General features: G+C 71.4%; 22 protein-coding genes and 1 pseudogene. 17 read left to right on the forward strand and 6 right to left on the reverse strand.

The window, feature by feature from the left end; genetic code table 11:
• Positions 1-60: 60 nt before the first annotated feature.
• The 4 genes from argH to ACWEN3_RS04565 all read left to right on the forward strand — a co-directional run bounded on the left by argH (position 61) and on the right by ACWEN3_RS04565 (position 4,728).
• Positions 61-1,488 carry an argininosuccinate lyase gene (argH, locus tag ACWEN3_RS04550; protein WP_452965565.1) on the forward strand — a complete coding sequence of 476 codons (1,428 nt, stop codon included), beginning with the start codon at positions 61-63 and terminating at the stop codon, positions 1,486-1,488.
• 98 nt (positions 1,489-1,586) lie between these two features.
• Positions 1,587-2,558: an aldo/keto reductase gene (locus ACWEN3_RS04555; RefSeq protein WP_452965568.1), complete on the forward strand. Its 972-nt coding sequence runs from the start codon at positions 1,587-1,589 to the stop codon at positions 2,556-2,558.
• 83 nt (positions 2,559-2,641) lie between these two features.
• On the forward strand, positions 2,642-3,190 hold the full coding sequence (locus ACWEN3_RS04560) for a TetR/AcrR family transcriptional regulator (RefSeq protein ID WP_452965570.1): 549 nt from the start codon (positions 2,642-2,644) through the stop codon (positions 3,188-3,190).
• A 14-nt stretch (positions 3,191-3,204) separates the two neighbouring features.
• Positions 3,205-4,728, forward strand: coding sequence for an MFS transporter (locus tag ACWEN3_RS04565; RefSeq protein WP_452965572.1), 1,524 nt, complete (start codon positions 3,205-3,207; stop codon positions 4,726-4,728).
• Positions 4,729-4,764: 36 nt separating this feature from the next.
• Here ACWEN3_RS04565 and ACWEN3_RS04570 read toward each other — a convergent pair whose 3' ends face one another.
• Together ACWEN3_RS04570 and ACWEN3_RS04575 are read right to left on the reverse strand one after the other, a co-directional pair.
• Entirely contained in the window at positions 4,765-6,396 is a 1,632-nt protein-coding gene (locus ACWEN3_RS04570) for a multicopper oxidase family protein (RefSeq protein WP_452965575.1), read from the reverse strand.
• Between the two features lie 123 nt (positions 6,397-6,519).
• Complete coding sequence (locus ACWEN3_RS04575; RefSeq protein WP_452965578.1) at positions 6,520-7,191, reverse strand: lysophospholipid acyltransferase family protein; 672 nt, start codon at positions 7,189-7,191, stop codon at positions 6,520-6,522.
• A 365-nt stretch (positions 7,192-7,556) separates the two neighbouring features.
• On the opposite strand from ACWEN3_RS04575, the gene ACWEN3_RS04580 reads away from it, so the two are divergent.
• The 3 genes from ACWEN3_RS04580 to ACWEN3_RS04590 all read left to right on the forward strand — a co-directional run bounded on the left by ACWEN3_RS04580 (position 7,557) and on the right by ACWEN3_RS04590 (position 9,877).
• Positions 7,557-8,732, forward strand: a complete 1,176-nt coding sequence (locus ACWEN3_RS04580) for a glycerophosphodiester phosphodiesterase (RefSeq protein WP_452965581.1) — start codon at positions 7,557-7,559, stop codon at positions 8,730-8,732.
• A 95-nt stretch (positions 8,733-8,827) separates the two neighbouring features.
• A complete protein-coding gene (locus ACWEN3_RS04585) occupies positions 8,828-9,334 on the forward strand; it encodes a sigma-70 family RNA polymerase sigma factor (protein ID WP_452965584.1) in 507 nt (168 codons plus the stop codon).
• Between the two features lie 45 nt (positions 9,335-9,379).
• Positions 9,380-9,877 carry a GNAT family N-acetyltransferase gene (locus ACWEN3_RS04590; protein ID WP_452965622.1) on the forward strand — a complete coding sequence of 166 codons (498 nt, stop codon included), beginning with the start codon at positions 9,380-9,382 and terminating at the stop codon, positions 9,875-9,877.
• Here the strand turns inward: ACWEN3_RS04590 and ACWEN3_RS04595 are convergent.
• Together ACWEN3_RS04595 and ACWEN3_RS04600 are read right to left on the reverse strand one after the other, a co-directional pair.
• Positions 9,867-10,286 carry a hypothetical protein gene (locus ACWEN3_RS04595; protein WP_452965587.1) on the reverse strand — a complete coding sequence of 140 codons (420 nt, stop codon included), beginning with the start codon at positions 10,284-10,286 and terminating at the stop codon, positions 9,867-9,869. The two genes, ACWEN3_RS04590 and ACWEN3_RS04595, sit on opposite strands and share 11 nt — an antisense overlap.
• Before the next feature lies 1 nt (position 10,287).
• The gene (locus ACWEN3_RS04600) at positions 10,288-10,647 is read right to left on the reverse strand and encodes a hypothetical protein (protein WP_452965589.1); all 360 of its coding nucleotides are present in this window, start codon (positions 10,645-10,647) and stop codon (positions 10,288-10,290) included.
• 69 nt (positions 10,648-10,716) lie between these two features.
• On the opposite strand from ACWEN3_RS04600, the gene ACWEN3_RS04605 reads away from it, so the two are divergent.
• The 7 genes and pseudogenes from ACWEN3_RS04605 to ACWEN3_RS04635 all read left to right on the forward strand — a co-directional run.
• Complete coding sequence (locus ACWEN3_RS04605; RefSeq protein WP_452965592.1) at positions 10,717-11,367, forward strand: HAD family hydrolase; 651 nt, start codon at positions 10,717-10,719, stop codon at positions 11,365-11,367.
• A gap of 396 nt (positions 11,368-11,763) precedes the next feature.
• Positions 11,764-12,798, forward strand: coding sequence for a methionine ABC transporter ATP-binding protein (locus ACWEN3_RS04610; protein WP_452965594.1), 1,035 nt, complete (start codon positions 11,764-11,766; stop codon positions 12,796-12,798).
• Positions 12,795-13,532, forward strand: coding sequence for a methionine ABC transporter permease (locus ACWEN3_RS04615; protein WP_452965596.1), 738 nt, complete (start codon positions 12,795-12,797; stop codon positions 13,530-13,532). The genes ACWEN3_RS04610 and ACWEN3_RS04615 overlap by 4 nt, the downstream gene beginning before the upstream one ends.
• Before the next feature lie 63 nt (positions 13,533-13,595).
• Positions 13,596-14,426, forward strand: coding sequence for a MetQ/NlpA family ABC transporter substrate-binding protein (locus ACWEN3_RS04620; protein ID WP_452965598.1), 831 nt, complete (start codon positions 13,596-13,598; stop codon positions 14,424-14,426).
• Positions 14,427-14,618: 192 nt separating this feature from the next.
• The gene (locus tag ACWEN3_RS04625) at positions 14,619-15,257 is read left to right on the forward strand and encodes a GNAT family N-acetyltransferase (protein ID WP_452965600.1); all 639 of its coding nucleotides are present in this window, start codon (positions 14,619-14,621) and stop codon (positions 15,255-15,257) included.
• 116 nt (positions 15,258-15,373) lie between these two features.
• Positions 15,374-16,585, forward strand: coding sequence for a precorrin-6y C5,15-methyltransferase (decarboxylating) subunit CbiE (gene cbiE, locus ACWEN3_RS04630; protein ID WP_452965603.1), 1,212 nt, complete (start codon positions 15,374-15,376; stop codon positions 16,583-16,585).
• Between the two features lie 346 nt (positions 16,586-16,931).
• Positions 16,932-17,552, forward strand: a pseudogene (locus ACWEN3_RS04635) (nicotinate-nucleotide--dimethylbenzimidazole phosphoribosyltransferase); the annotation flags it as partial.
• A gap of 1,100 nt (positions 17,553-18,652) precedes the next feature.
• On the opposite strand, the gene ACWEN3_RS04640 reads toward ACWEN3_RS04635, so the two are convergent.
• Together ACWEN3_RS04640 and ACWEN3_RS04645 are read right to left on the reverse strand one after the other, a co-directional pair.
• Positions 18,653-19,210: a hypothetical protein gene (locus ACWEN3_RS04640; RefSeq protein ID WP_452965623.1), complete on the reverse strand. Its 558-nt coding sequence runs from the start codon at positions 19,208-19,210 to the stop codon at positions 18,653-18,655.
• A 90-nt stretch (positions 19,211-19,300) separates the two neighbouring features.
• The gene (locus ACWEN3_RS04645) at positions 19,301-19,537 is read right to left on the reverse strand and encodes a hypothetical protein (protein WP_452965605.1); all 237 of its coding nucleotides are present in this window, start codon (positions 19,535-19,537) and stop codon (positions 19,301-19,303) included.
• A 194-nt stretch (positions 19,538-19,731) separates the two neighbouring features.
• Between ACWEN3_RS04645 and thyX the strand changes: the two genes are divergently transcribed.
• The 3 genes from thyX (at position 19,732) to ACWEN3_RS04660 (ending at position 23,433) form a co-directional block, all read left to right on the forward strand.
• The gene (thyX, locus tag ACWEN3_RS04650) at positions 19,732-20,481 is read left to right on the forward strand and encodes an FAD-dependent thymidylate synthase (RefSeq protein WP_452965608.1); all 750 of its coding nucleotides are present in this window, start codon (positions 19,732-19,734) and stop codon (positions 20,479-20,481) included.
• Between the two features lie 210 nt (positions 20,482-20,691).
• Positions 20,692-21,591 (forward strand): 4-hydroxy-tetrahydrodipicolinate synthase, encoded by a 900-nt coding sequence (dapA, locus tag ACWEN3_RS04655; protein ID WP_452965611.1) that lies wholly within the window; start codon positions 20,692-20,694, stop codon positions 21,589-21,591.
• Positions 21,592-21,747: 156 nt separating this feature from the next.
• Positions 21,748-23,433, forward strand: a complete 1,686-nt coding sequence (locus ACWEN3_RS04660; RefSeq protein ID WP_452965613.1) for a ribonuclease J — start codon at positions 21,748-21,750, stop codon at positions 23,431-23,433.
• Positions 23,434-23,642 lie beyond the last annotated feature (209 nt).

A 23,642-nucleotide genomic window follows, 5' to 3' on the forward strand; every position in this document is an offset into this window, starting at 1 on the left:
GGTGGGGAGGCGGCGGCACATCAAGAGCCCGCACATCCACAGCTTCGAGGAGCAACGCAAGTGAGCAGCAACAGCGGTGACGTACGGCTCTGGGGCGGCCGTTTCGCCGACGGTCCCGCCGAGGCCCTGGCGAAGCTCTCCGCGTCCGTCCACTTCGACTGGCGGCTCGCCCCCTACGACATCGCCGGTTCGCGTGCCCACGCGCGCGTGCTGCACAAGGCGGGCCTGCTCACCGACGACGAGCTGACCCGCATGATCGCCGGCCTCGACCGGCTGGAGGCCGATGTCGCCGACGGCTCCTTCGTCGGCACCATCGCCGACGAGGACGTCCACACCGCCCTGGAACGCGGCCTGCTGGAGCGGCTCGGCCCCGACCTCGGCGGCAAGCTGCGCGCCGGCCGGTCGAGGAACGACCAGGTAGCGACCCTCTTCCGCATGTACCTGCGGGACCACGCCCGGATCATCGGCGGCCTGATCGCCGAACTCCAGGACGCCCTGATCGGCCTGGCCGAGGCCCACCCCGACGTGGCGATGCCCGGCCGCACCCACCTCCAGCACGCCCAGCCGGTGCTCTTCGCCCACCACGTCCTCGCCCATGTGCAGTCCCTCTCCCGGGACGCCGAGCGGCTGCGCCAGTGGGACGAGCGCACGGCGGTGTCGCCGTACGGCTCGGGCGCCCTCGCGGGCTCCTCGCTGGGCCTGGACCCGGAGGCGGTCGCCCAGGACCTCGGCTTCGAGCGCGGCAGCGTCGGCAACTCGATCGACGGCACGGCCTCCCGGGACTTCGTCGCCGAGTTCGCCTTCATCACGGCGATGACCGGCGTGAACCTCTCCCGGATCGCCGAGGAGATCATCATCTGGAACACGAAGGAGTTCTCCTTCGTCACGCTGCACGACGCGTTCTCCACCGGCTCGTCGATCATGCCGCAGAAGAAGAACCCGGACATCGCGGAGCTGGCCCGGGGCAAGTCCGGCCGGCTGATCGGCAACCTGACGGGCCTGCTGGCCACGCTGAAGGCCTTGCCCCTCGCCTACAACCGCGACCTCCAGGAGGACAAGGAGCCGGTCTTCGACTCCTGCGACCAGTTGGAGGTGCTGCTCCCGGCGTTCACCGGCATGATCGCGACCCTCACGGTCAACCGCGAGCGCATGGAGGAACTGGCCCCGGCCGGGTTCTCGCTCGCCACGGACATCGCCGAGTGGCTGGTCAAGCAGGGCGTGCCGTTCCGGGTGGCCCACGAGGTCGCGGGGGAGTGCGTGAAGGTCGCCGAGGCCGAGGGCAAGGAGCTGGACGGCCTCACGGACGAGCAGTTCGCCAAGATCTCCGCGCATCTCACCCCCGAGGTGCGCACGGTCCTCAACGTGCCCGGCGCCCTGGCCTCCCGCAACGGCCGCGGGGGCACGGCCCCGAGCGCGGTCGCCGTCCAGCTGACGGAACTGAAGACTGACGTCGCGGCCCAGCACGAGTGGGCGGCGGCCGGGAAGTAGAGCCGAGCCCGGCGCCGCCGGGCTTTTGGGCGGACCCCGAGGGCATCGCGGGTTACGTTGGTCGGAAGCTGCACGGAGCCGACCGAACGGAACCAGTGATGCCCTTCTCCCGCCTGGCCACCGCCACCACCCCCACCTGCCACATCGGCCTCGGCCTCGCCGCGGTGGGCCGTCCCGGCTACATCAACCTCGGCCGGGACCGGGACCTCGGGGAGAACCGCAGCGTCGAGGCACTGCGCGAGCGCACCCATGAACTCCTCGACGCCGCCTACGCGCAGGGCGTGCGCTACTTCGACGTCGCCCGCTCCTACGGCCGTTCGGAGGAGTTCCTCGCCGACTGGCTGAACGCGCGCCCGGACCTCGACGACGTGGTCGTCGGCAGCAAGTGGGGCTACACGTACACCGCGGGCTGGTCCGCCGACGCCGAACAGCACGAGGTCAAGGACCACGGCCTCGGCACCTACGAGCGGCAGCGCGCCGAGACCGACGCCCTGCTCGGCGACCGGCTCGACCTCTACCAGATCCACTCGGTGACCCCGGACAGCCCGGCCCTCACCGACAAGGAACTGCACGCCCGGCTGGCCGAGGCCGCCGCCGGCGGCCTGACCGTCGGCTTCTCCACCAGCGGCCCCGCCCAGGCCGACGCGATCCGCGCGGCCCTCGCGGTGACGGTCGAGGGGGAGCCCCTCTTCCGTACCGTCCAGTCGACGTACAACGCCCTGGAGACCTCCGCCGGGCCCGCCCTCGCCGAGGCGCACGACGCCGGTCTGACCGTGATCGTCAAGGAGGGCATGGCCAACGGCCGGCTCGCCGAGCAGCACGCCCCGGACGTCCTGAAGGCCGTGGCCGAGGAGACGGGGCTCGGCTGTGACGCCGTGGCCCTGGCCGTCGTCCTGCGCCAGCCGTGGGCCGGCGTGGTCCTGTCCGGCGCGGCCACCGTCACCCAGCTGGTCTCCAACCTGCACGCCCCCGTCGTCGACCTCGACGTGGACCAGCTGACCCGCCTAGCCACCCTCCGCGAGGACCCTGGCGCCTACTGGGAGACGCGCGGACAGCTGCCCTGGCACTGACGGACACTCCCGCCGAGCGGCGCATATGAGTCACGCATGCCCATGATGAGACATTGATGTCTCACATGGGCTATGCTTGTCTCATGGCCTTGGATCGTGACCACGTGCTGCGCAGCGCCGCCGCCCTGCTGACCCGCAAGTCCACCGCGACCATGGACGAGGTCGCCAAGGCCGCCGGCATCAGCCGGGCCACGCTGCACCGCCACTTCGCCGGGCGCGACGCGCTCGTCCGGGCCCTGGAGGCGCTCGGCATCGCGGAGTGCGAGGCGGCGCTGGAGGCGGCACGGCTGGACGACGGCCCGGCGGGGGAGGTCGTCCACCGGCTGGTCCGCGCGATCGAACCCGCGGCCGGCCTGCTCGCCTTCCTCTACACCGAGAACCAGCTCTTCGAGGGCGAGCAGCAGAACGAGGGCTGGACCCGGATAGACGAACGCCTCATCGCCCTCTTCCGGCGCGGCCAGGAGAGCGGCGAGTTCCGCATCGACCTCACCCCCGCCTGGCTAGCCGAGGCGCTGTACGGCCTGCTGGCCTCCGGCGCCTGGGCGGTGGCCGAGGGCCGGGTCGCCGCGAAGGACTTCACCCACATGGTCGTCGAGCTGCTGCTCGGCGGCGCCCGACGCACCCGCGCGTGACGAAGAGAGGAATCATGACCAGCACCCTGCAGCCGGCTCGCGCGGCGGAGGTGGAGAAGCGCCCGGGCCGCTGGCTCGCGCTCTCCGTCCTCGTCCTGGCCGTGCTGCTGGTGGCCGTGGACGCCACCGTCCTCGGCCTGGCGACCCCCTACATCAGCGAGGACCTCGACCCCTCCGGCACCCAGCTCCTGTGGATCGGTGACGTCTACTCCTTCGTCATCGCCGGTCTGCTGGTCTCCATGGGCAGCCTCGGCGACCGCATCGGCCGCAAGCGGATCCTGCTCGGCGGCGCCACCGCGTTCGGCGCGATCTCCGTGCTCAACGCCTACGCGACCACCCCCGAGCTGATGATCCTGGCCCGGGCGCTGCTCGGTGTCGCGGGCGCGACCCTGATGCCGGCCACCCTCGCCCTGATCCGCAACCTCTTCCACGACCCGCGCGAGCGCAGCCTCGCCGTCGGCATCTGGGGCGCCACCGCCTCGGCCGGCACCGCCGTCGGCCCCATCACGGGCGGCTTCCTGCTGGAGCACTTCTGGTGGGGCTCGGTCTTCCTGATCAACCTGCCCGTGATGGCGGTCCTGGTCCTGGTCGGCATCCGGTCGCTGCCCGAATCCCGGAACCCTGATCCCGGTCCGTGGGACCTGCTCAGCGTCCTGCTGTCGCTCGTCGGCATGATCGGCGTGGTGTACGCCGTCAAGGAGGCCGCCACCCACGGCCTCACCTGGGCGACGCTCGCCGCCGGCCTGCTGGGCGCCGGCGCCCTGTACGGCTTCGTCCACCGTCAGCTGACCATGCCGGCCCCGCTGCTGGACATGCGCCTGTTCCGGCGCCGCGGGTTCAGCGGCGCCGTGCTCGCCGACCTGCTGACCGTCCTCGGCATGTCCGGCCTGGTGTTCTTCCTCTCCCAGTACCTGCAACTCGTCCAGGGCAGGCGCCCGTTCGAGGCGGGCCTGGCCGAACTGCCCGCGGCGGTCGGCGCCGTGGTGGCCGGTCTGGTCGCGGGACGCGCGGCCCGGCGCTTCTCGGTCCGCGCGGTGGTCTCGGGCGGCCTGGGCGCGATCGGCCTGGCACTGGCCGCGCTGACCTGGCTCGGCCGGTCCACCGGCTACCCGGTGCTCGGCGCCGCCCTGCTGGTGGTGGGCGTCGGCGCGGGACTCTCCTTCACGGTCACCGCCGACGTGATCCTCTCCAGCGTGCCCAAGGACCAGGCGGGCGCCGCCTCGGCGGTCTCCGAGACGGCGTACGAACTGGGCGCGGCCCTGGGCATCGCCCTCCTCGGCACCATCGTGACCGGCGTCTACCGCGGCTTCACCGGCCCGGCCGGCACCCCGCCGGCGGCCCACGAGTCACTGGGCGCCGCGGTGGAGGCATCGGCCCACATGCCCCCGCACAGCGCGGGCGCCCTGCTCGACGCGGCCCGCGACTCCTTCGTCGACGGCCTCCAGCTGGCCTCCGGGGCGGGAGCGGCGGTCCTGCTCGGAACGGCGCTGGCGGCCTGGTTCCTGCTGCGGGGACAGCGGCTGGAGAGCGCGGAGTGAGGTGGCCCGCCCCGCGTCGGGGGGCGGGCCGAAGCCTCACTTCTTGTAGCCGAGCACGGTCATCATCCCGCTCTCCGAGTGGTACTGGTTGTGGCAGTGCAGCATCCACAGCCCAGGGTTGTCGGCGTCGAAGTCGATCACCAGCTTGCGGTGCGGCAGCACCATCGAGGTGTCCTTGCGGGCGCCCACCGCGTCCAGCCCGGTGAGCGAGAAGGTGTGCCCGTGCAGATGCATCGGATGCCACATGTCGGTGGCGTTGATGAGGGTGAGCCGCACCCGTTCGCCGGCGTGGACCTCGTGCCGCTGGCGCACGTTGTAGACATGGTGGTCGAAGCCCCAGTCGAACTTCTTCATGCCACCGGTGATGCGGATGCGCATCTGGCGGTCGGGCCGGCGGTCGGTCAGGGCCACCGACTCGTCCGGTACCAGGCGCCGCGCCGGGACCACGTCGCCGTCCAGCTCGTCCGGGCGGACATTCGGCGCCGGAAGGTTTCTGCCCTTGTCGGTGCGGAGTACCGCGAGCGCGCCGCCCTTCTTGCCCTCGGCGAGGGCGACGAGCGGGAAGAAGCCGTCCTGGGCGGTGACGAGGACGTCGTACCGCTCGGCCATGCCGATGAGCAGGGCGTCGGTCTCCTTGTGTTTCACGGGATAGCCGTCGGTGTGCGTGACGGTCATGGTGTGACCGCCGAGCGCGACCCGGAAGGCGGTCTCCGAACCCGCGTTGATGATGCGCAGCCGGATGCGCTCGCCCTTGCGGCAGCGGAACACCGAGGGGCTGGTGGGCAGGCGCCCGTTGGCGAGGTAGTACGGGTAGTCGACGCTGCCGCCCTCGCCGTGCAGCATGCCGCTGTGGGAGTCGTGCAGCACCCGGGAGGGGCCCGACGGCTTCCTGGACGGCGTGGACTTGGCGTGGGCCGACCTGCTCGGACTCGGGTGGTCGTGCCCGGGCCCCATGCCCATGCCGCCCATGCCGTCCATCTTCCCGCTCGCGCCGGGCTTGAGCTGCTCGAGCACCCCGTCGGGGGTGGAGCCGCCCACGCCGTCGAGCCAGTCGTCGAGGACGACGATCCACTCCCGGTCGTAGTGGAGCGGCTCCCTGGGGTCGTCCACGATGAGCGGCGCGTACAGCGCGCGGTCGGGCTGCATCCCGACGTGCGAGTGGAGCAGGTAGGTGCCCGGATGCTTCACCGTGAACCGGTACGCGAAGTCGTTCCCGGAGGGGATGGCCCGCTGGGTCAGGTCGGGGACGCCGTCCATGTCGCAGCGCAGCCGCACCCCGTGGGAGTGCAGCGTGGTGGTGGCGGGCAGCCGGTTGGCGAGCGTCAGGTCGAGCACGTCGCCGGCGGTGACACGGACCAGCGGGCCGGGCACCGTCTCGTTGTACGCCCACGTCCGGACGGCCCGCCCGCCCAGGTCCAGCCTGGCCTCGGCAGCGGTGAACCGGTGGCTGCGCACCCGGCCCGCGCCGCGTTTCCGCTCGGCGGCGAGGACCTCCGGGTCCGACGGGTTGACGTACCCACGGGGCCCCGCCGGAACGAAGACGCCCTCGGTGCCCGCGCCGTGGGGGCCGGAGTGGGGCTCGGAGCCGAAGCTGCAGGCCCCGAGAAGGCCCGCACCGGTGGCTGCGATGGAGGCACGGAGCAGGGTTCGCCGCGAAGGTGTGTCCATGTCTAAATAAGACATGTTGTGTGCTCATATGTGCGGGAGGCTAGGCGCTGCGTTCCGTGTGTCGAGGCCAGATTCCACCGGCAGGCGGACGGCAGCGGGTCGCGCCCGCCGTCCGGGGACGTCCTAGGCGGCCTTCGCCTTCGTGGCGTACATGTCCACGTACTCCTGCCCGGACAGCCGCATGACCTCGGCCATCACGGAGTCGGTCACCGCCCGCAGCACATAGCGGTCCCGGTCCATGCCCTCGTACCGGGAGAACTCCATGGCCTCGCCGAACCGGACGGTGACCTTGCCGGGACGCGGGATGCCCCGGCCGCCGGGCTGCAGCTTGTCGGTGCCGATCATGGCGAAGGGAACGACGGGGGCGCCGGTCATCAGGGTCAGCCGCGCGATACCGGTGCGGCCCCGGTACAGACGGCCGTCGGGCGAGCGGGTGCCCTCGGGGTAGATCCCGAACATCCGGCCCTCCTCCAGGATCCGCCGCCCGGTCATCAGTGCGGCCACACCGCCGTTCGCACCGTCCCGGTCCACCGGGATCATGCCGACGCCGGTGAAGAACCAGGCCATCAGCCGGCCCTTGACGCCCTTGCCCGTGACGTACTCGTCCTTGCCGATGAAGTGGACCTGACGCTTGGTGACCACCGGCAGCACGATCGAGTCGATGAACGTGAGGTGATTGCCGGCCAGGATCACCGGACCGTCCCCCGGGATGTTCTCCACGCCCTCCACCCGTGGGCGGAACATCAGGCGCATGATCGGTCCGAGCACTGCCTTGATGAGCGCGAAGCGGGACAACGGGTCCTCCGATGTCGAGGGGGCGATATGTGTCTGTGCAGGTGAGGACATTACTCGCGGGTCCCGGGGAAGCGCACATCGAGTGCGCCCGGTTCACCGAGGTCTTACGAACTGTTGACGTGCGTTTACCTGCGGTGACATACCGGGAACGACGTGGACACGTCTGCGGCGATGTGACGGACATCGCCCGGATCCCTCACTCGTACGGCTACCCGGACCATGCCGACGAATGCCGACGGACCGTCATCACTCGCCGCACGCAGGTCACACCGCGTCACCCCGGTGTTCGGCCCGAAGCCTTACTGCCGTCATCTGCGTCGCCCTACGATCGCCGGACCCGAGACAGAGGCGGCAGGAGGGCGCTCATGGGAAGCGACCAGACGAACGAGCAGGCACAGATGACGGGACGGCGGGCACTGCTCGGCGCAGCGGTGCTCGGCGCGGGCGGAGCGGTCCTCGGACTGCCCGGCGCGGCGAGAGCCGCCGAGACCCGTACGGCCGGGCGCGCCGGGCGCGGGCTGAAGAGCCTGCCGGTGCCGGCGATCATCGGGCACCGGGGCGCCGCCGGCTACCGCCCCGAGCACACCTTCGGCTCGTACGACCTGGCCCTGGACCTGGGCGCCGACGTGGTCGAGGCGGGCGACCTGGTGCCCACCCGGGACGGTCACCTCGTCTGCCGCCACGAGCCGGAGATCGGCGGCACCACGGACGTCGCCGCCCACCCCGAGTTCGCCGGCCGCAGGACCACCAAGGTCGTGGACGGGGTCTCCACCACCGGCTGGTTCACCGAGGACTTCACGCTGGCCGAGCTGAAGACGCTCCGTGCCGTCGAGCGCATCCCGGCCAACCGCCCGCACAACACCCTCTACAACGGCCGCTGGGGGATACCCACCTTCGAAGAGGTCCTGAGGTGGCAGGACGAGCAGACCCGCAGGCGCGGCCGGCAGGTCTGGATCTACCCCGAGACCAAGCACCCCACGTACTTCCGCAAGCTGGGCCTCGGTCTCGAGGAGCGGGTGGCCAAGCTGCTGCACAAGTACGGCAAGGACGGCCGCAACTCCCCGGTCATCCTGCAGTCGTTCGAGCCCGGCAGCATCCAGAGGCTCAACCAGCTCGTCGACAACCCGCTCGTCGTCCTGCTCTCCTCGGTCGGCAGCCGGCCCTACGACTTCGTCGAGGCGGGCGACCCGCGCACGGTCGCCGACCTCATCACGCCCAGGGGCCTGCGGGAGATCGCCGGCTACGCGCAGGGCATCGGCCCGACCCTCGACCTCGTCGTCCCGAAGAACGCGGACGGCACGCTGGGCGAGCCGACCACCCTGGTCTCCGACGCGCACCGGGTCGGCCTGGTGCTGCACCCGTACACCATGCGCAACGAGAACCCCTTCCTGCCGGCCGAGTACCGCAAGGGCGGCGCGGCCGACGGCTACGGCGACCCCTTCGGCGCCTTCCGGACGTACTTCGCGACCGGCATCGACGGCGTCTTCACCGACAACGCCGACACGGGCGTCCTCGCCCGCGCCGACTTCCTGGGCGACTGAGCCCCGCGTCAACCCGCGCGCCCGCGCGCACCCCGTTCGGGCTGACTGTGCGCCGCCCCGTAAACCCCTTGCCGGGGCGGCGCGTCGTTCCGCATATGACGCACGACCTGGTAGCCGCCCTGCGCCCCCTGCTCACCGCCGAGGCCTCCGCCGAGGCACATGCCGCCGGAAGCGAGCCGGGCGACCTGGAGCAGGCCGTCTGGCTCCGCCTGCTGGAGCGGCTGGCGACCCACGGGCCGCCGCTGGACCCGCAGCGCTGGCTGCGCAGGGCGGTCCGCGCCGAGGCGCGCCGCAGCCGCCGCACCACCCGCCTGGAACGGCCGTACGACGTCGAGCCGGCCGACGCCCTCGGCCCCGGACCCGAGCAGCACGTCCTCGCGGCCGCCCGGTACCGCGCCCTGCGCGACGCGGTCCGCCGGCTGCCCGGTCGCTGTCCCCGGCTCATCGAGGCGCTGCTCTCCCCGAAGGACCTCACATACCGGGAGATCGCGGGGGAGTTGGGTATCTCACAGGGCAGTCTCGGCCCGGAACGCTCCAGATGTCTGGGATGTCTTCGGCGATTGCTCACGCCGGAGGTTGCTTCCCTCGAAGCGCGGGGATAGGAGTGAGGGACGACAGGTGATCAGGTGAGCGGGAGGCATGCGCACATGGGCATGAGCGTGACCATCTCGGTGGCGACCGAACAGGACGCGGAGCAGATCTTCAGGCTCCAGTACCTGTGCTTCCAGAGCGAGGCGGCGCTGTACGGCAACTACCGCATCGACCCGCTCGTCGAAACCCTGGACTCCGTCCGTCAGGAGGTCGCCTCCGACTGCGTGTTCGTCGCGCGGCTCGGCGACGAGGTGGTCGGCTGTGTCCGCGGCAAGGTGACCGAGGCCGGCGCCGCCGACATCGGCAAGCTCTGCGTCCACCCGCGCCTCCAGGGGCACGGCATCGGCGCGCGGCTGCTGCGCGTGGCGGAAGCGGCGCTGGTCGAGGAGCGGGGCGCCACCAGGTTCCGGCTCCACACCGGTCACCGCAGCGAGGGCAACCTCCGTCTGTACCGCCGGTCCGGCTACGAGACGGTGGGCCGGTCCAAGGGCGCGGACGGAGTCGAGCTGATCATCCTGGAGAAGCAGGCGGGGGCCTACGCGACTACGGCGTGACGGCGGCGCGCGCCTTCCGCAGCCAGTACATCGCGGACAGCGGCAGCAGCACGGGGATGAAGACGTACCCCATGCCGTACTGCGACCACACGGTCGCGTCCGGGAACGCGGACGGCTCGACCACGGTCCACGTGCCCACGATCAGCACACCCGCGAGCTCGGCGGCGCAGCACACCAGGGCCGCCCGCCGGGCCGTCTCCCCGCCGCGCACGAGCGTGTACGTGATGAACCCGTACACCACACCGGCCACCGCCGACAGCACATAGGCCAGCGGCGCCCGCTGGAAGTCCGTCGCGATCTGGTACACCGAGCGCGACACGGCGCCGACCACCATCACGCCGTAGAACCAGACGAGCAGCATGCCCGGCCCGCTGATCAGCCGGGCCGGCTTCTCCTCCACCGCCGTCATCTCAGCCTCCCCAGATGTCGTAGAGCCGCACCTCGAGCACGGCCAGCACCACGCCGCCCGCCGCGGCCGTCACCGAACCCCAGCGGGTCCGCTCGGCCAGCGACATGAACCCGGCCGCCGGGACGCACGCGAACGCGCCCAGCAGATAGGCCACGAAGATCGTCGTGCCCTGCGCCGGCTTCTCGCCCCGGACCAGCTGCACGATGCCGACCACCAGCTGGACCACGGCCAGCAGGGACACCACGGCCATGCCGATGAAGTGCCAGTCCTTGGTCGGCTGATCACGGTAGGCGGCCCAGCCGCACCAGGCGGCGAGCAGCAGCGCGGCGACGCCGGTCACCAGCGTCAGGGCATTGAGCATGCGGTGACCTTATTACGGCGGAAATGGGCCACCGCCGCCGACCCCGCCGTACGCCGTAGGGTCTAGACCATGACGATCCACGCACACGCCCTTCTGTTCGACAACGACGGCACCCTCGTCTCCTCCCTCGACTCCGTCGAGCGCTGCTGGACCCGCTGGGCCCGGGAGTACGGGATCACGGCCGAGGAGTTCGGGCGCGTGGAACTGCACGGGCGCACGGCGGTGGAGATAGTCGGCGACCTGCTCCCCGCCCGCCTCGTGCCGGAGGCCGTCGCCCGGGTCGAGCAGCTGGAGGTGGAGGACGTGCCGAACGGCGGCGTGCGGCTGCTGCCCGGCACCCGGGACTTCCTGGACGCCCTGCCCGCCGACCGCTGGGCCGTGGTCACCTCCGCCACCCACCGCCTCGCCGAGGCCCGCCTCGGCGCCGTGGACATCTCGCCGAAGATCCTGGTCAGCGCCGACGACGTCACCCGCGGCAAGCCGGACCCCGAGCCCTATCTGCTCGCCGCCCGGCAGCTGGGCGTGGACCCGGCCCACTGCGTGGTCTTCGAGGACGCCCCCGCCGGGCTCCGGGCCGGTCGCGCGGCGGGCATGACCACCGTGGCGTTGGCCACAACCCACAGGGCGGACGAGCTGGACGCCGACCTGGTGGTGGAGAACCTGTCGGCCCTGTCGGCACTGGTCACTCACGGGGGAGTGGAGATCTCCGTCCGCCGCTGAGTCAGGGGCCGAGGGTGTCCGCCGCTGTCCACTATGCGGACAGTGGTGACCGGTCAGCAGCGCGTGTCTGCTTTACTGGCTCCCATGACCACGACGAGCTGCCGCATTCCTGCGACCGAGGCGAACATGACGCCCGGTGCTCGTTGTATGTGTCCGTGTCGAATGTGCGCCTTCTAGAGGGCCCCCGCACCACCTGAGCCTCGCGCCCCGAAGCGAGAGCCGTGGCCTGTCCGACGTCCGATTCCGGCCGTCCGTGACCCGAGGCCGCCCCGCGCACACGACGTTCTCCCCGGCCGACCGTTGCCCGAGAACCGTGCCGCGTCCCCGACAGAACGCACGAAACGCACCGTGCCCGGGCACACCCACGCCCGGACACTCGACAGTGACGGAAATCCTGTGATCACCACATCGGGCCTCACCAAGGTCTACCGCTCCCGCGGCCGCGAGGTCACCGCCCTGGACGGCGTCGATCTCCATGTCCGCGAAGGCGAGGTCTACGGCGTCATCGGCCAGTCCGGCGCCGGCAAGTCCTCCCTGATCCGCTGCGTCAACCTGCTGGAGCGCCCCACCGCCGGCACCGTGACCGTCGCCGGACAGGACCTCACCGCCCTGGCCGGCCGCGGATCGCGCGCCGGGAAGGAACTGCGCCGGGCGCGCAGCCGGATCGGCATGGTCTTCCAGCACTTCAACCTGCTGTCCTCGCGGACCGTGCAGGACAACGTGGAGCTGCCGCTGGAGATCCTCGGCACGTCGGGGAGGGAACGTTCCCGCAAGGCGCTCGAACTCCTCGACCTGGTCGGCCTCGCCGACAAGGCCAAGGCCTATCCCGCCCAGCTCTCCGGCGGCCAGAAGCAGCGCGTCGGCATCGCCCGCGCCCTGGCCGGCGACCCCAAGGTGCTGCTCTCCGACGAGGCCACCAGCGCCCTCGACCCGGAGACCACCCGCTCCATCCTCCAGCTGCTGCGCGACCTGAACCGGCAGCTGGGCCTGACCGTCCTGCTCATCACCCACGAGATGGACGTCGTGAAGTCGATCTGCGACTCCGCCGCCCTCATGGAGAAGGGCCGGATCGTGGAGTCCGGCACGGTCAGCGAGCTGCTCGCCACCCCCGGCTCCGAACTGGCCGCCGCCCTCTTCCCGGTGAGCGGCGAGCGCACGGGCGCCGAGCGGACCGTCCTCGACGTGACCTTCCACGGCGAGGCCGCGACCCAGCCGGTCATCTCCCAGGCCTCGCGCACCTACAACGTCGACATCTCCATCCTGGGCGCCGCCATCGACACCGTCGGCGGCCTCCAGATCGGCCGTATGCGCATCGAACTGCCCGGCCACTACGAGGACAACGTGGTGCCGATCGGATTCCTGCGCGAACAGGGCCTGCAGATCGACGTGCTGGGCGAGGAGCCCGTTCTGGTGAAGGAAGGTGCCAAGTGACCTGGTCCGAGATGCAGCCGCTGCTGTCGCAGGCGTGTTCCGAGACGTTCTCGATGGTCCTGTGGTCCACCCTGATCGCCGTCTCCGTCGGCCTCCCGCTCGGCCTGCTCCTCGTCCTCACGGACCGGGACGGCCTGCTGCAGAACGTCGTCGCGAACAAGGTGATCGGCCAGATCGTGAACATCGGCCGCTCCATGCCGTTCATCATCCTGATGGTCGCCCTGATGAGCTTCACGCGCTGGGTCACCGGAACGACGATCGGCACGACCGCCGCGATCGTGCCGCTCGCCATCGGCGGCATCCCGTTCTTCGCCCGCCTGGTCGAGACGGCCGTCCGCGAAGTGGACAACGGTCTCGTGGAGGCGGTGCAGTCCATGGGCGGCAACACCTGGACCATCGTCCGCAAGGTGCTCGTCCCCGAGTCCCTGCCCTCGCTGATCGCCAGCACCACCACCACGATCATCGCCCTCATCGGCTACTCCGCCATGGCCGGCACCGTCGGCGGCGGCGGCCTCGGCGACCTCGCCGTCCGCTACGGCTACCAGCGCTTCGAGACCGAGCTGATGTGGATCACCGTCGCGATCCTCGCCGTCGTCATCTCCCTCATCCAGTTCGCCGGCGACCTCGCGGCCCGCTCCCTGCACAGCCGCGGCGGCCGCTCCGGGCCGGCGCCGAAGCTCCGCCTGCTCAAGGCCGAGGAGCCCGCGGCCGCCGACGTCGGCAAGGCCGCGTAGCACCCAAGACTCCCCGTATCACCCTCGACGGGGTCGCACCACCCTTAAGGAAAGGCACTTTTCGTGCGTAACACCGCCAAGCTCACCACCGCCGTCCTCGCCGCCGGAGCCCTCGCCCTCGGGCTGACCGCCTGCGGCTCCGGCAAGTCCTCCGGCTCCGCCGACCACAGCGGCCCGCTGGTCGTCGCCGCCAGCCCCACCCCCCACACCGAGATCCTGGACTTCGTCAAGAAGAACCTGGCGAAGAAGGCGGGCCTCGACCTGGAGGTCAAGGAGTTCACCGACTACATCACGCCGAACACGGCGACCGAGGACGGCTCGGTGGACGCCAACTACTTCCAGAACAAGCCGTACCTGGACGACTTCAACAAGAAGCGCGGCACCGACATCGTGCCCGTCGTCACGGTGCACCTGGAGCCGCTCGGCCTGTACTCCCACAAGGTCAAGAAGGCCGACGCCCTCAAGAGCGGTGCGACCATCGCCGTCCCGAACGACGCCGTCAACGAGGCCCGCGCCCTCAAGCTGCTCGCCGACAACGGGCTCATCACCCTCAAGTCCGGCGTCGGCAACGAGGCCACCCCGCAGGACATCACCAAGAACCCCAAGAACCTCCAGTTCAAGGAGGTCGAGGCGGCCCAGACCCCGCGCTCCCTGGACGACGTGGACGCGGCGGTCGTCAACGGCAACTACGCCATCTCCGCGGGCCTGAAGCCGGCCAAGGACGCCCTCGTCCTGGAGTCCGCGAAGAACAACCCCTACGGCAACTTCCTCGCCGTGAAGAAGGGCGACGAGAAGGACCCGCGGGTGAAGAAGCTCGCCAAGCTCCTCACCTCGCCCGAGGTCAAGAAGTTCATCGAGGACAAGTACCAGGGCTCGGTCATCCCCTCCTTCTGATCCTTCCGGTCCTCCTGATCCGCCCGCGGCACGTATACGGCGTTTCGTGACGCACGGGGTCCACTCCCTCACCGGGTGTGGACCCCGTTGTGCGGTTCAGTGGTTTCATGCTGCATGCTGGGCAGTTCAGCAGGCCGGTGCCCCCGGTCCTGATGGTCTCTCGAGGTTTTTCCGAAGGTTACGGAGCGGCGCATGACTAGCACCTTCCCCAACATCTCCATCAGCACGGAGCGGTTGGTGCTGCGCCCCCTCGACGAGGACGACCTGCGCGCGCTGTCCGAGATGATGAACGACGAGCAGATCGCCGCCTGGACCGACGTGCCCCAGCCGTTCACCGAGAGCGACGCGCGCCACTGGATCACCGAGTACGCGCCCGCCGAGCGCACCGCCGGCAACGGCCTGGACCTCGCCGTCACCGAGTTCCTCACCCAGCGTCTGGTCGGCGTCGTCCAGCTCACCAGGACGAACTGGAAGATCCGGTCCACCGAGCTGTCGTACGCCATCGCGCCCTGGGCCCGCGGCGAGGGCTACGCCTCCGAGGGCGCACTCGCCACCGCCCAATGGCTCTTCCGGGACCAGAAGTTCGAGCGGGTCGAGATCCGCACGGCCGCCGACAACACCGCCTCCCAGCAGGTCGCCCAGAAGATCGGCTGCATCAGCGAGGGCGTCCTGCGCAACGCCTGCATAGTGCGCCACCGCACCGAGGACGGCACGTGGACCGACGCGCGCACCGACTTCATCGTGTGGAGCCTCCTGCCGGAGGACCTGGAAGGCGCGGACGACCAACTCGCCGACTCCGGCGGTCCCATCTCGTACTCCGACTGGAACTGACCACCGGGGCGGACCGCGCCCCGGCGCGCGCCCGACAGCTTCGCCAGGTACCCTCACGGAGCCTGGCCACAGGCCCGCAACCCTGACGACCTGCGACATCCTGGAGACACACGACGATGGCCGACCGGGTCACGGTGATCGGCTGGGACGGCTCGCCGCTGACCGCCGCGGCACGCTCCGCCCTCGGCGCCGCCACGCTCGTGGCGGGCGCGGTCCACCACCTGGCGCTGCCCGAGGTGCCGCCCGCCGCCGAGCGCATCCGCCTCGGCAGCCCGGCGCTCGCCGCCCGCCGCATCGCCGCCCACCGCGGCAGCGCGGTCGTGCTCGCCGACGGCGACCCCGGCTTCTTCGGCGTCGTACGCACCCTGCGCGCACCGGAGTTCGGCCTGGAGGTCGAGGTCGTCCCCGCCGTCTCCTCCGTGGCCGCCGCCTTCGCCCGGGCCGGCATGCCCTGGTCCGACGCCCAGGTGGTCGTCGCCCACCCGCGCACCCTGCGCCGGGCCGTGAACGTCTGCCGCGCCCACACCAAGGTGGCCGTCCTCACCGCACCGGGCGCCGGACCCGCCGAACTCGGCCTGCTGCTGGAAGGGGTCCACCGGACCTTCGTCATCTGCGAGGAACTGGGCACCGAACGCGAACAGGTAAGCGTCGTCACCTCCGACAAGGCCCCCGACCACACCTGGCGCGACCCCAACGTCGTCATCGTCATCGGCGGGCCGGCCGGCGCGAGCGAGGGCGGCGGCTGGATCGCCGGCCGCGACCCCGGCGCCGGGCCGCGCGGCTGGGTCCAGCCCGACGAGACCTACGGCGGCGGCCTCGGCGAGGGCGAGACGGAACTGCTCCGCGCCGCCCAACTCGCCCGTCTCGGGCCCCGGGTCGGCGACCTCGTCTGGGACATCGGCTGTGGCAGCGGCGCGTTCGCCGCCGACGCCGCGCGCGCCGGAGCGGCCGTCATCGCCGTCGACCACGACCCGGCGGCCTGCGCCCGCACCGATGCGGCCGCGCGCCGCTTCGGCGTCCAGCTCCAGGTGGTGTCCGGCAGCGCCCCGCACGTCCTGGAGAACCTGCCCGAACCGGACGTCGTACGGGTCGGCGGCGGGGGAGCGGCCGTCGTCTCGGCGGTCGCCGACCGGCGCCCGCAGCGCATCGTCACGCACGCGGCGACCCGCGACGCGGCCGAACTCATCGGCCGGGACCTGACCGAGCACGGATACCGCGTCGAGTGCGCCCTGCTCCAGTCCGTCGAGCTCGACACCCGCGCCTGGACCGAGACCGAGCGGAGTGTCGCGTTCCTGCTCAGCGGGGTTCTCCTGGATCGCGCCCCGTGATCCTGTTGTCGTACCGCGCGCGGTAGGCTGGCCGATCGTTGTACCGCACCGGGTGGCCCGGAACTTCGTTCGCCAATGTCCGGAAAACGCGCCCGTTTTGGGCTGGGTGTGGTACGGCGGAACCCGAGGACGCGCAACGTGGCGCAGTCCACAGCGGACTGTCGCGGATCATGCTGTCGCGACGGCGGAACGGCCGGGACAATGCCACCGAATGGCTTTGTCGCCTTTTCCGGCGGGTCGTTCGTGCCGCTGGGCACGGACGCTCGTTCTTCACTACGGGGCGGTCGGCGCGCCGTTCCGGGTGAGCTGGTCGTAGGAGCACTAACCGATTGGGCGAGGGGTACGCATGACCGACACCGGCCAGGTCCCGGGCGAGGGACAGCCGGAGAGCGCAGGCATGGTGGAGCAGCCGGGCGTCCCCGCGCACGGTTCGTACACCTACCTCTCCGAGGCGCCCGCCGAGGACGAAGACCTGCTGCTGCCGGGCGCCCAGGGCGCGTGGGGCAACGAAGTGCCGCCGCCCGCCCCGGAACCGGTGGTCGAGGCCTTCCACGAGCCGGGCCCGCACGAGACGTCCGGCCGCGACAGCGGCTCCGTCGACCTCAGCGGCGTCCGCCTGCCGAATCCGGCCCCGGCGTCCGTGCCGCCGTCGCCCATCCTCTCCGCGCCGCAGGAGCCGCCGGCCGCCGCGCAGACGCCGCGCCGGCCCCTGCACCTCGGCCCGCCGATCCCGGACGCCTTCGCGAGCCCGGTGCGCTCCCTCGCCGACCGCGGCCCCGCCGGCGCGCCGGTCCGGCAGCCCGGTCCGGTTCCGGCCGGGCCCGAGTACCTCGACGCCCAGCCACTGCGCGAGATGGCCCCGCAGAGCGCGGCCCCGTGGGGCGCCGTGCCCACGGAGGCGGGCCAGGGCGCCGCTCCGGCCGCGGTGGCTCCGGCCGCGGTGGCCCAGGTCGCAGCTCAGGCACCGACTGCCGAAACGGTTGACCCGGCCGTCGCTCCGGCGGACGACGTCTCCGCCGAGCCGGTCGGCCCGTCCGGGGCCGCACAGGCCGCCGTGGCCCGTCTGGCCACCCAGGCGGCCGAGCAGGCACCGGCCCCCGCGCAGGTGGTGCGGGGCCACGACGGCGCCCAGCCCGCGCACGGTCACGACGGGGTGTACACGTCTCCCCCCGGACAGGTCCCCGGCCCCGAGGACGCGCCCGGCACCCCCGACGCACCGGCCGACGCCACGGCTGCCGTGGACGGCGGCCTCGTCGCGGACCACGCGCCCGTGGCTCGGTCCGGGCAGCCGGCGGACGGCGCGGAGAACGCCGGGACCGCGCAGACCGGGCAGCCCGCCGCAGTGCCCCAGGCCCTCCAGGTCCCTCATGCCGAGGAGTCCGGACCGGCCGCAGCCGCGCCGGCCGCCGGCGAGCCGGACGAGGCCGTGGTGCCGGTGGCCGCTCCTGCGGCGAGCCCGAGCGCCGAGCAGGCCGCGGTGGACCACGCCCAGGAGACGGCCGTTCAGCAGGTGCCGGGCGAGGCCGTGGCCGCGGACGCCCAGGTCACCGCCGGTGCCGAGGTGGCCGAGGCCGCCCCGCCGGTCGAGGGTGCGCAGATCGCCGACGCGGCGCAGGGACCGGCGGTCGCCGAGGCCGCCACCGTCGCGGCGGAGGGCGCGCCGGAGGCCGTCGTCGCCGTGCAGCCGGCCGCTGTGTCGGTCGAGGCCGCGCCCGTCACCGACGCCGCGCCTGTCACCGACAGCGTGCAGCCGCCCGAACCGGCCGGCGCGCCGGAGCCCGTCGCCGTGGCTCCCGCGCCCGAGGCGGGGGCGGGCGAGGTGCCCGCGCCGACCGCGCCGGACCTCTACCAGGCCCAGGGCCCGCAGCCGGCCGAACCCGTGGCACCCGAGGCCGATGCCGCGCCCGGCGTGCCGCACCAGCTCCAGCAGCCGGAGCGGCCGCAGGTCCTGCTCCACCCCCATCAGTCGGCCCTGGACGCGCTCCACCAGGCCGCTCCCGCCGCCGAGCCGGTTCCATCTCGACCAGCGGTCGCGGTGGCCCCGGACGGGTCGCCGCGGCCCGGATCTCAGTTTCCGCGCCCGTTCTCCGCGGCCCACGCCTCCACCACGTCCGCCGCCCGGTCGAAGGCGGCCGGGCGGCCCAGGAAGTCCAGGGTGTGCGTGGTCAGCAGCGGCGGTGTGTCACGGGCGGCCCGGTCCTTGCGGACGAGCACCAGTGCCTGCCCCTGCACCGAGCGCGGCAGCCCCAGCCAGTGCACCGGCTGCTGCACGATCCGCACGGCGACCACCCGTGCCCACGGGACCGTGCGCGTCACCAGGAAGCCGACATGGCGCAGCCCGCGCCCGCTCACCCACACCCCCATGCGCAGCAGCCGCAGGGCGCTCGCGATGATCACCAAGCCCCCGCCGAGGACCCCTCCGGCGGACGACACCGAGCCGGTCAGGGCGATGAGGACGGCCGCGAACAGCACGAACGAGGCGAGCAGCAGCACCAGCGCGGCCACGCCCACCCGCCAGGGCCCCGGGCGGTAGGGACGCCGCCAGCGGTCCCGGTCGTCGTACGGCAGGGCGCTCTCGGAGGCCGCCTCGAAGGTGCGGTCGGCCGTCAGGAAGGGCAGGGGCACGGCTGGTCCTCACTCGGTCCTCGCGTGGGCTGTGCCCGGTGAGGCTATCCGGCCCGGTTGCCGCCCACCAGCCTTGAGCGGCCGGAAGGGTCAGTGCCCCTGGGACGCCTGGGACTGCTGCACCGGCGTACTCGACGGCGTGGACAGGGCCGGCATGCCGAGGATCACGGAGCCCACGAGCCCGGCCACGATGGTGAGACCCAGGAGCCAGCGCCCGGCCGTCTCGCCGACGGACGAGCGGCCACGGGGCGGGGGAGTCACGTTGCTCCGGAACCTGTCGGCTTCGGCGAGGAAGGCGAAGGGTACGGGCTCGCGCCGACGGAACATCGCGGATGCCGCTCCTTTCGGGGTTTGGGGTCGAATCGTGGTTTGGGGTCGAACGTGCAGCCCTCACCGATACAGACGCTCGAGTGACACAAAAGGTGCCCATGTCCGAAAAAATCGTCGGTGAGTTTTCTGAGGTGAGGTACTGCTCCGGCCCCGGCGGGTGCCCCGTAAGGTGGGCGCGAACCACAGCAGTGATGGGAAGGACCCCAACCCCCGTGACCACGCCCGAGTCGCTCACGTTCCGCAGCGACGTCACCGTCGAGCTGGTGAAGTCCAGCGCTTCGGACGCCGACGTCCTCTTCGCCGCCCGCGTCTCCACCGCCGGCGAGCAGTCCCTGGACGAGCTGGGCAAGGACCCCGAGCGCTCCAAGGGCCTGATCAACTACCTGATGCGCGACCGGCACGGCAGCCCGTTCGAGCACAACTCGATGACGTTCTTCGTCAGCGCCCCGATCTTCGTCTTCCGCGAGTTCATGCGGCACCGGGTCGGCTGGTCGTACAACGAGGAGTCCGGCCGCTACCGGGAGCTGCAGCCGGTCTTCTACGTCCCCGACGAGTCCCGCAAGCTCGTGCAGCAGGGCCGCCCGGGCAAGTACGTCTTCGTCGAGGGCACGCCGGAGCAGCACACGGCGGTGCGCGGCACCCTGGAGGACTCCTACGAGCAGGCGTACACGGCGTACCAGAAGCTCCTGGCCGAGGGCGTCGCCCGCGAGGTCGCCCGCTCGGTGCTCCCCGTCGGCCTGTACTCCTCGATGTACGCCACCTGCAACGCCCGGTCCCTGATGCACTTCCTCGGCCTGCGCACCCAGCACGAGCTGGCCAAGGTGCCGTCCTTCCCGCAGCGGGAGATCGAGATGGTCGGCGAGAAGATGGAGGCGGAGTGGGCGAAGCTCATGCCGCTCACCTACGCCGCCTACAACGCGAACGGGCGTGTGGCCCCGTAACGAAGCCCTGTTCCCCATCAGGAACGGATGTACGGGTCAGCCTGGCGAAGTGTCCGTATTGCGGCATTTAGAGAACTTCATCTAGCCTGATCAAACGGACCCGGCACTGCTTGAACCCCCGAGCAGGCAGTGCCGGGTTCCATGTTTGTCCTGACTTTCCCGTCACCCCGAGGGCAGACCACGCATTGAGCACCGAGTAGCGTGTTACCCATGGCTCCGACCTCGACTCCGCAGACCCCCTTCGGGCGGGTCCTCACCGCCATGGTCACGCCCTTCACGGCGGACGGCGCACTCGACCTCGACGGCGCGCAGCGGCTCGCCGCCCACCTGGTGGACGCAGGCAACGACGGCCTGATCGTCAACGGCACCACCGGCGAGTCCCCCACCACCAGCGACGCGGAGAAAGCGGACCTCGTACGAGCCGTGCTGGAGGCGGTCGGCGACCGCGCCCACGTCGTGGCCGGTGTCGGCACCAACGACACCCACCACAGCGTCGAGCTGGCCCGCGAGGCCGAGCGCGCCGGCGCCCAGGGCCTCCTGGTCGTCACGCCGTACTACAACAAGCCCCCTCAGGAGGGCCTGTACCGGCACTTCACGACCGTCGCCGACGCCACCGGCCTGCCGGTCATGCTCTACGACATCCCCGGCCGCAGCGGCGTCCCGATCAACACCGAGACGCTCGTACGGCTCGCCGAGCACCCCAGGATCGTCGCCAACAAGGACGCCAAGGGCGACCTCGGCCGCGCCAGCTGGGCCATCGCCCAGTCCGGCCTCGCCTGGTACTCCGGCGACGACATGCTGAACCTGCCCCTGCTCTCCGTGGGCGCGGTCGGCTTCGTCTCCGTCGTCGGCCACCTGGTCACCCCCGACCTGCGCGCCCTCGTCGACGCGTACGTCTCCGGCGACGTCGTCAAGGCCACCGAGATCCACCAGAAGCTGCTCCCGGTCTACACGGGCATGTTCCGCACCCAGGGCGTCATGACCACCAAGGCCGCGCTCGCCCTCCAGGGCCTGCCCGCCGGACCCCTGCGCTCGCCCATGGTCGAGTGCTCGCCCGAGGAGATCGCCCAGCTCAAGATCGATCTTGCCGCCGGCGGGGTACAGCTCTAGCAACAGACTTGGCACCACCCGAGCTTCACAACTGAAGAGACAACCGCATACGCGGGCCACCGGTGCCCGCACCCCACAACGACAACTGCTTCCGCACGAACGTCATGCACGCCACGTGCCGTACCGGTACGTGGCGTGTGTGGTGAGGAGAGTCTTTTGAGTCATCCGCATCCTGAACTCGGCCCGCCCCCGCCGCTCCCCGAGGGTGGCCTGCGGGTCACCCCGCTCGGCGGTCTCGGCGAGATCGGCCGGAACATGACGGTCTTCGAGTACGGCGGCCGCCTGCTGATCGTCGACTGCGGAGTGCTCTTCCCCGAGGAGGAGCAGCCCGGAATCGACCTGATCCTGCCGGACTTCTCGTCCGTCCGGGACCGCCTCGACGACATCGAGGGCATCGTCCTCACCCATGGGCACGAGGACCACATCGGCGGTGTCCCCTTCCTGCTCCGCGAGAAGCCGGACATTCCGCTGATCGGCTCCAAGCTGACCCTCGCCCTCATCGAGGCCAAGCTCCAGGAGCACCGGATCCGCCCGTACACCCTCGAGGTGGCGGAAGGGAACCGCGAGCGCATCGGCCCCTTCGACTGCGAGTTCATCGCCGTCAACCACTCCATCCCGGACGCCCTGGCCGTCGCCATCCGCACCCCCGCCGGCATGGCGGTGCACACCGGCGACTTCAAGATGGACCAGCTCCCGCTGGACAACCGGCTCACCGACCTGCACGCGTTCGCCCGGCTGAGCGAGGAGGGCATCGACCTCCTGCTCACCGACTCCACGAACGCCGAGGTCCCGGGCTTCACCCCGCACGAGCGCGACATCTCCAACGTGCTGCGCCAGGTCTTCGCCGGCGCCGGCAAGCGGATCATCGTGGCGAGCTTCGCCAGCCACGTGCACCGCATCCAGCAGATCCTGGACGCGGCGCACGAGTACGGCCGCCGGGTCGCCTTCGTCGGCCGGTCCATGGTCCGCAACATGGGCATCGCCCGGGACCTCGGCTATCTGAAGGTCCCGCCGGGCCTGGTGGTCGACGTCAAGACGCTCGACGACCTGCCCGACCACGAGGTGGTCCTGGTCTGCACGGGCTCCCAGGGCGAGCCGATGGCGGCGCTGTCCCGCATGGCCAACCGGGACCACCAGATCCGCATCGTCGACGGCGACACGGTCATCCTCGCGTCCTCGCTGATCCCCGGGAACGAGAACGCGGTCTACCGCGTGATCAACGGCCTGACCCGCTGGGGCGCCAACGTCGTCCACAAGGGCAACGCCAAGGTGCACGTCTCCGGCCACGCGTCCGCGGGCGAACTGCTGTACTTCTACAACATCTGCCGCCCGAAGAACCTGATGCCGGTCCACGGCGAATGGCGCCATCTGCGCGCCAACGCCGAGCTGGGCGCGCTGACGGGCGTCCCGCACGACCGCATCGTCATCGCCGAGGACGGCGTGGTGGTCGACCTCGTCGAGGGCAAGGCCAAGATCTCCGGCAAGGTCCAGGCCGGATACGTCTACGTCGACGGCCTCTCCGTCGGTGACGTCGGCGAGCCGGCCCTCAAGGACCGCAAGATCCTCGGCGACGAGGGCATCATCTCGGTCTTCGTGGTCGTGGACTCCTCGACCGGCAAGATCACCGGGGGTCCGCACGTCCAGGCCCGCGGTTCCGGCATCGAGGACTCGGCGTTCGCCGACGTCCTCCCGAAGGTCACGGAAGTCCTGGAGCGATCCGCCCAGGACGGCGTGGTGGAGCCCCACCAGCTCCAGCAACTCATTCGGCGCACCCTCGGCAAGTGGGTCTCCGACACCTATCGCCGCAGGCCGATGATCCTGCCGGTGGTCGTGGAGGTCTGACACACCGTCGGCTCGAACCGGGAGCGGGGCGCCTCGATTTGCATCGGGGCGCCCCGCTCCAGTACGTTTACGGCTCCGCCCAACGGGAACCCCCAGCACTTCACGTGCTGGACATGGTGCCCGGAGCGGGTGGGAAAACCGGCTCAGAACTTCTGATAAAGTCGGAACCGCCGGAAAGGGAAACGCGAGAGCGGGAACCTGGAAAGCAC

This window comes from Streptomyces sp. NPDC004561 (genome assembly GCF_053602155.1).

Excerpts from the sequence above, each read along its gene's own strand:
- ACWEN3_RS04555 (WP_452965568.1), top strand. The coding sequence starts at position 1,587 with ATGCCCTTCTCCCGCCTGGCCACCGCCACCACCCCCACCTGCCACATC.
- ACWEN3_RS04560 (WP_452965570.1), top strand. The coding sequence starts at position 2,642 with ATGGCCTTGGATCGTGACCACGTGCTGCGCAGCGCCGCCGCCCTGCTG.
- ACWEN3_RS04565 (WP_452965572.1), top strand. The coding sequence starts at position 3,205 with ATGACCAGCACCCTGCAGCCGGCTCGCGCGGCGGAGGTGGAGAAGCGC.
- ACWEN3_RS04570 (WP_452965575.1), bottom strand. The coding sequence starts at position 6,396 with ATGGACACACCTTCGCGGCGAACCCTGCTCCGTGCCTCCATCGCAGCC.
- ACWEN3_RS04580 (WP_452965581.1), top strand. The coding sequence starts at position 7,557 with ATGGGAAGCGACCAGACGAACGAGCAGGCACAGATGACGGGACGGCGG.
- ACWEN3_RS04585 (WP_452965584.1), top strand. The coding sequence starts at position 8,828 with ATGACGCACGACCTGGTAGCCGCCCTGCGCCCCCTGCTCACCGCCGAG.
- ACWEN3_RS04590 (WP_452965622.1), top strand. The coding sequence starts at position 9,380 with ATGGGCATGAGCGTGACCATCTCGGTGGCGACCGAACAGGACGCGGAG.
- ACWEN3_RS04595 (WP_452965587.1), bottom strand. The coding sequence starts at position 10,286 with ATGACGGCGGTGGAGGAGAAGCCGGCCCGGCTGATCAGCGGGCCGGGC.
- ACWEN3_RS04600 (WP_452965589.1), bottom strand. The coding sequence starts at position 10,647 with ATGCTCAATGCCCTGACGCTGGTGACCGGCGTCGCCGCGCTGCTGCTC.
- ACWEN3_RS04605 (WP_452965592.1), top strand. The coding sequence starts at position 10,717 with ATGACGATCCACGCACACGCCCTTCTGTTCGACAACGACGGCACCCTC.
- ACWEN3_RS04625 (WP_452965600.1), top strand. The coding sequence starts at position 14,619 with ATGACTAGCACCTTCCCCAACATCTCCATCAGCACGGAGCGGTTGGTG.
- cbiE (WP_452965603.1), top strand. The coding sequence starts at position 15,374 with ATGGCCGACCGGGTCACGGTGATCGGCTGGGACGGCTCGCCGCTGACC.
- ACWEN3_RS04645 (WP_452965605.1), bottom strand. The coding sequence starts at position 19,537 with ATGTTCCGTCGGCGCGAGCCCGTACCCTTCGCCTTCCTCGCCGAAGCC.
- thyX (WP_452965608.1), top strand. The coding sequence starts at position 19,732 with ATGGGAAGGACCCCAACCCCCGTGACCACGCCCGAGTCGCTCACGTTC.
- dapA (WP_452965611.1), top strand. The coding sequence starts at position 20,692 with ATGGCTCCGACCTCGACTCCGCAGACCCCCTTCGGGCGGGTCCTCACC.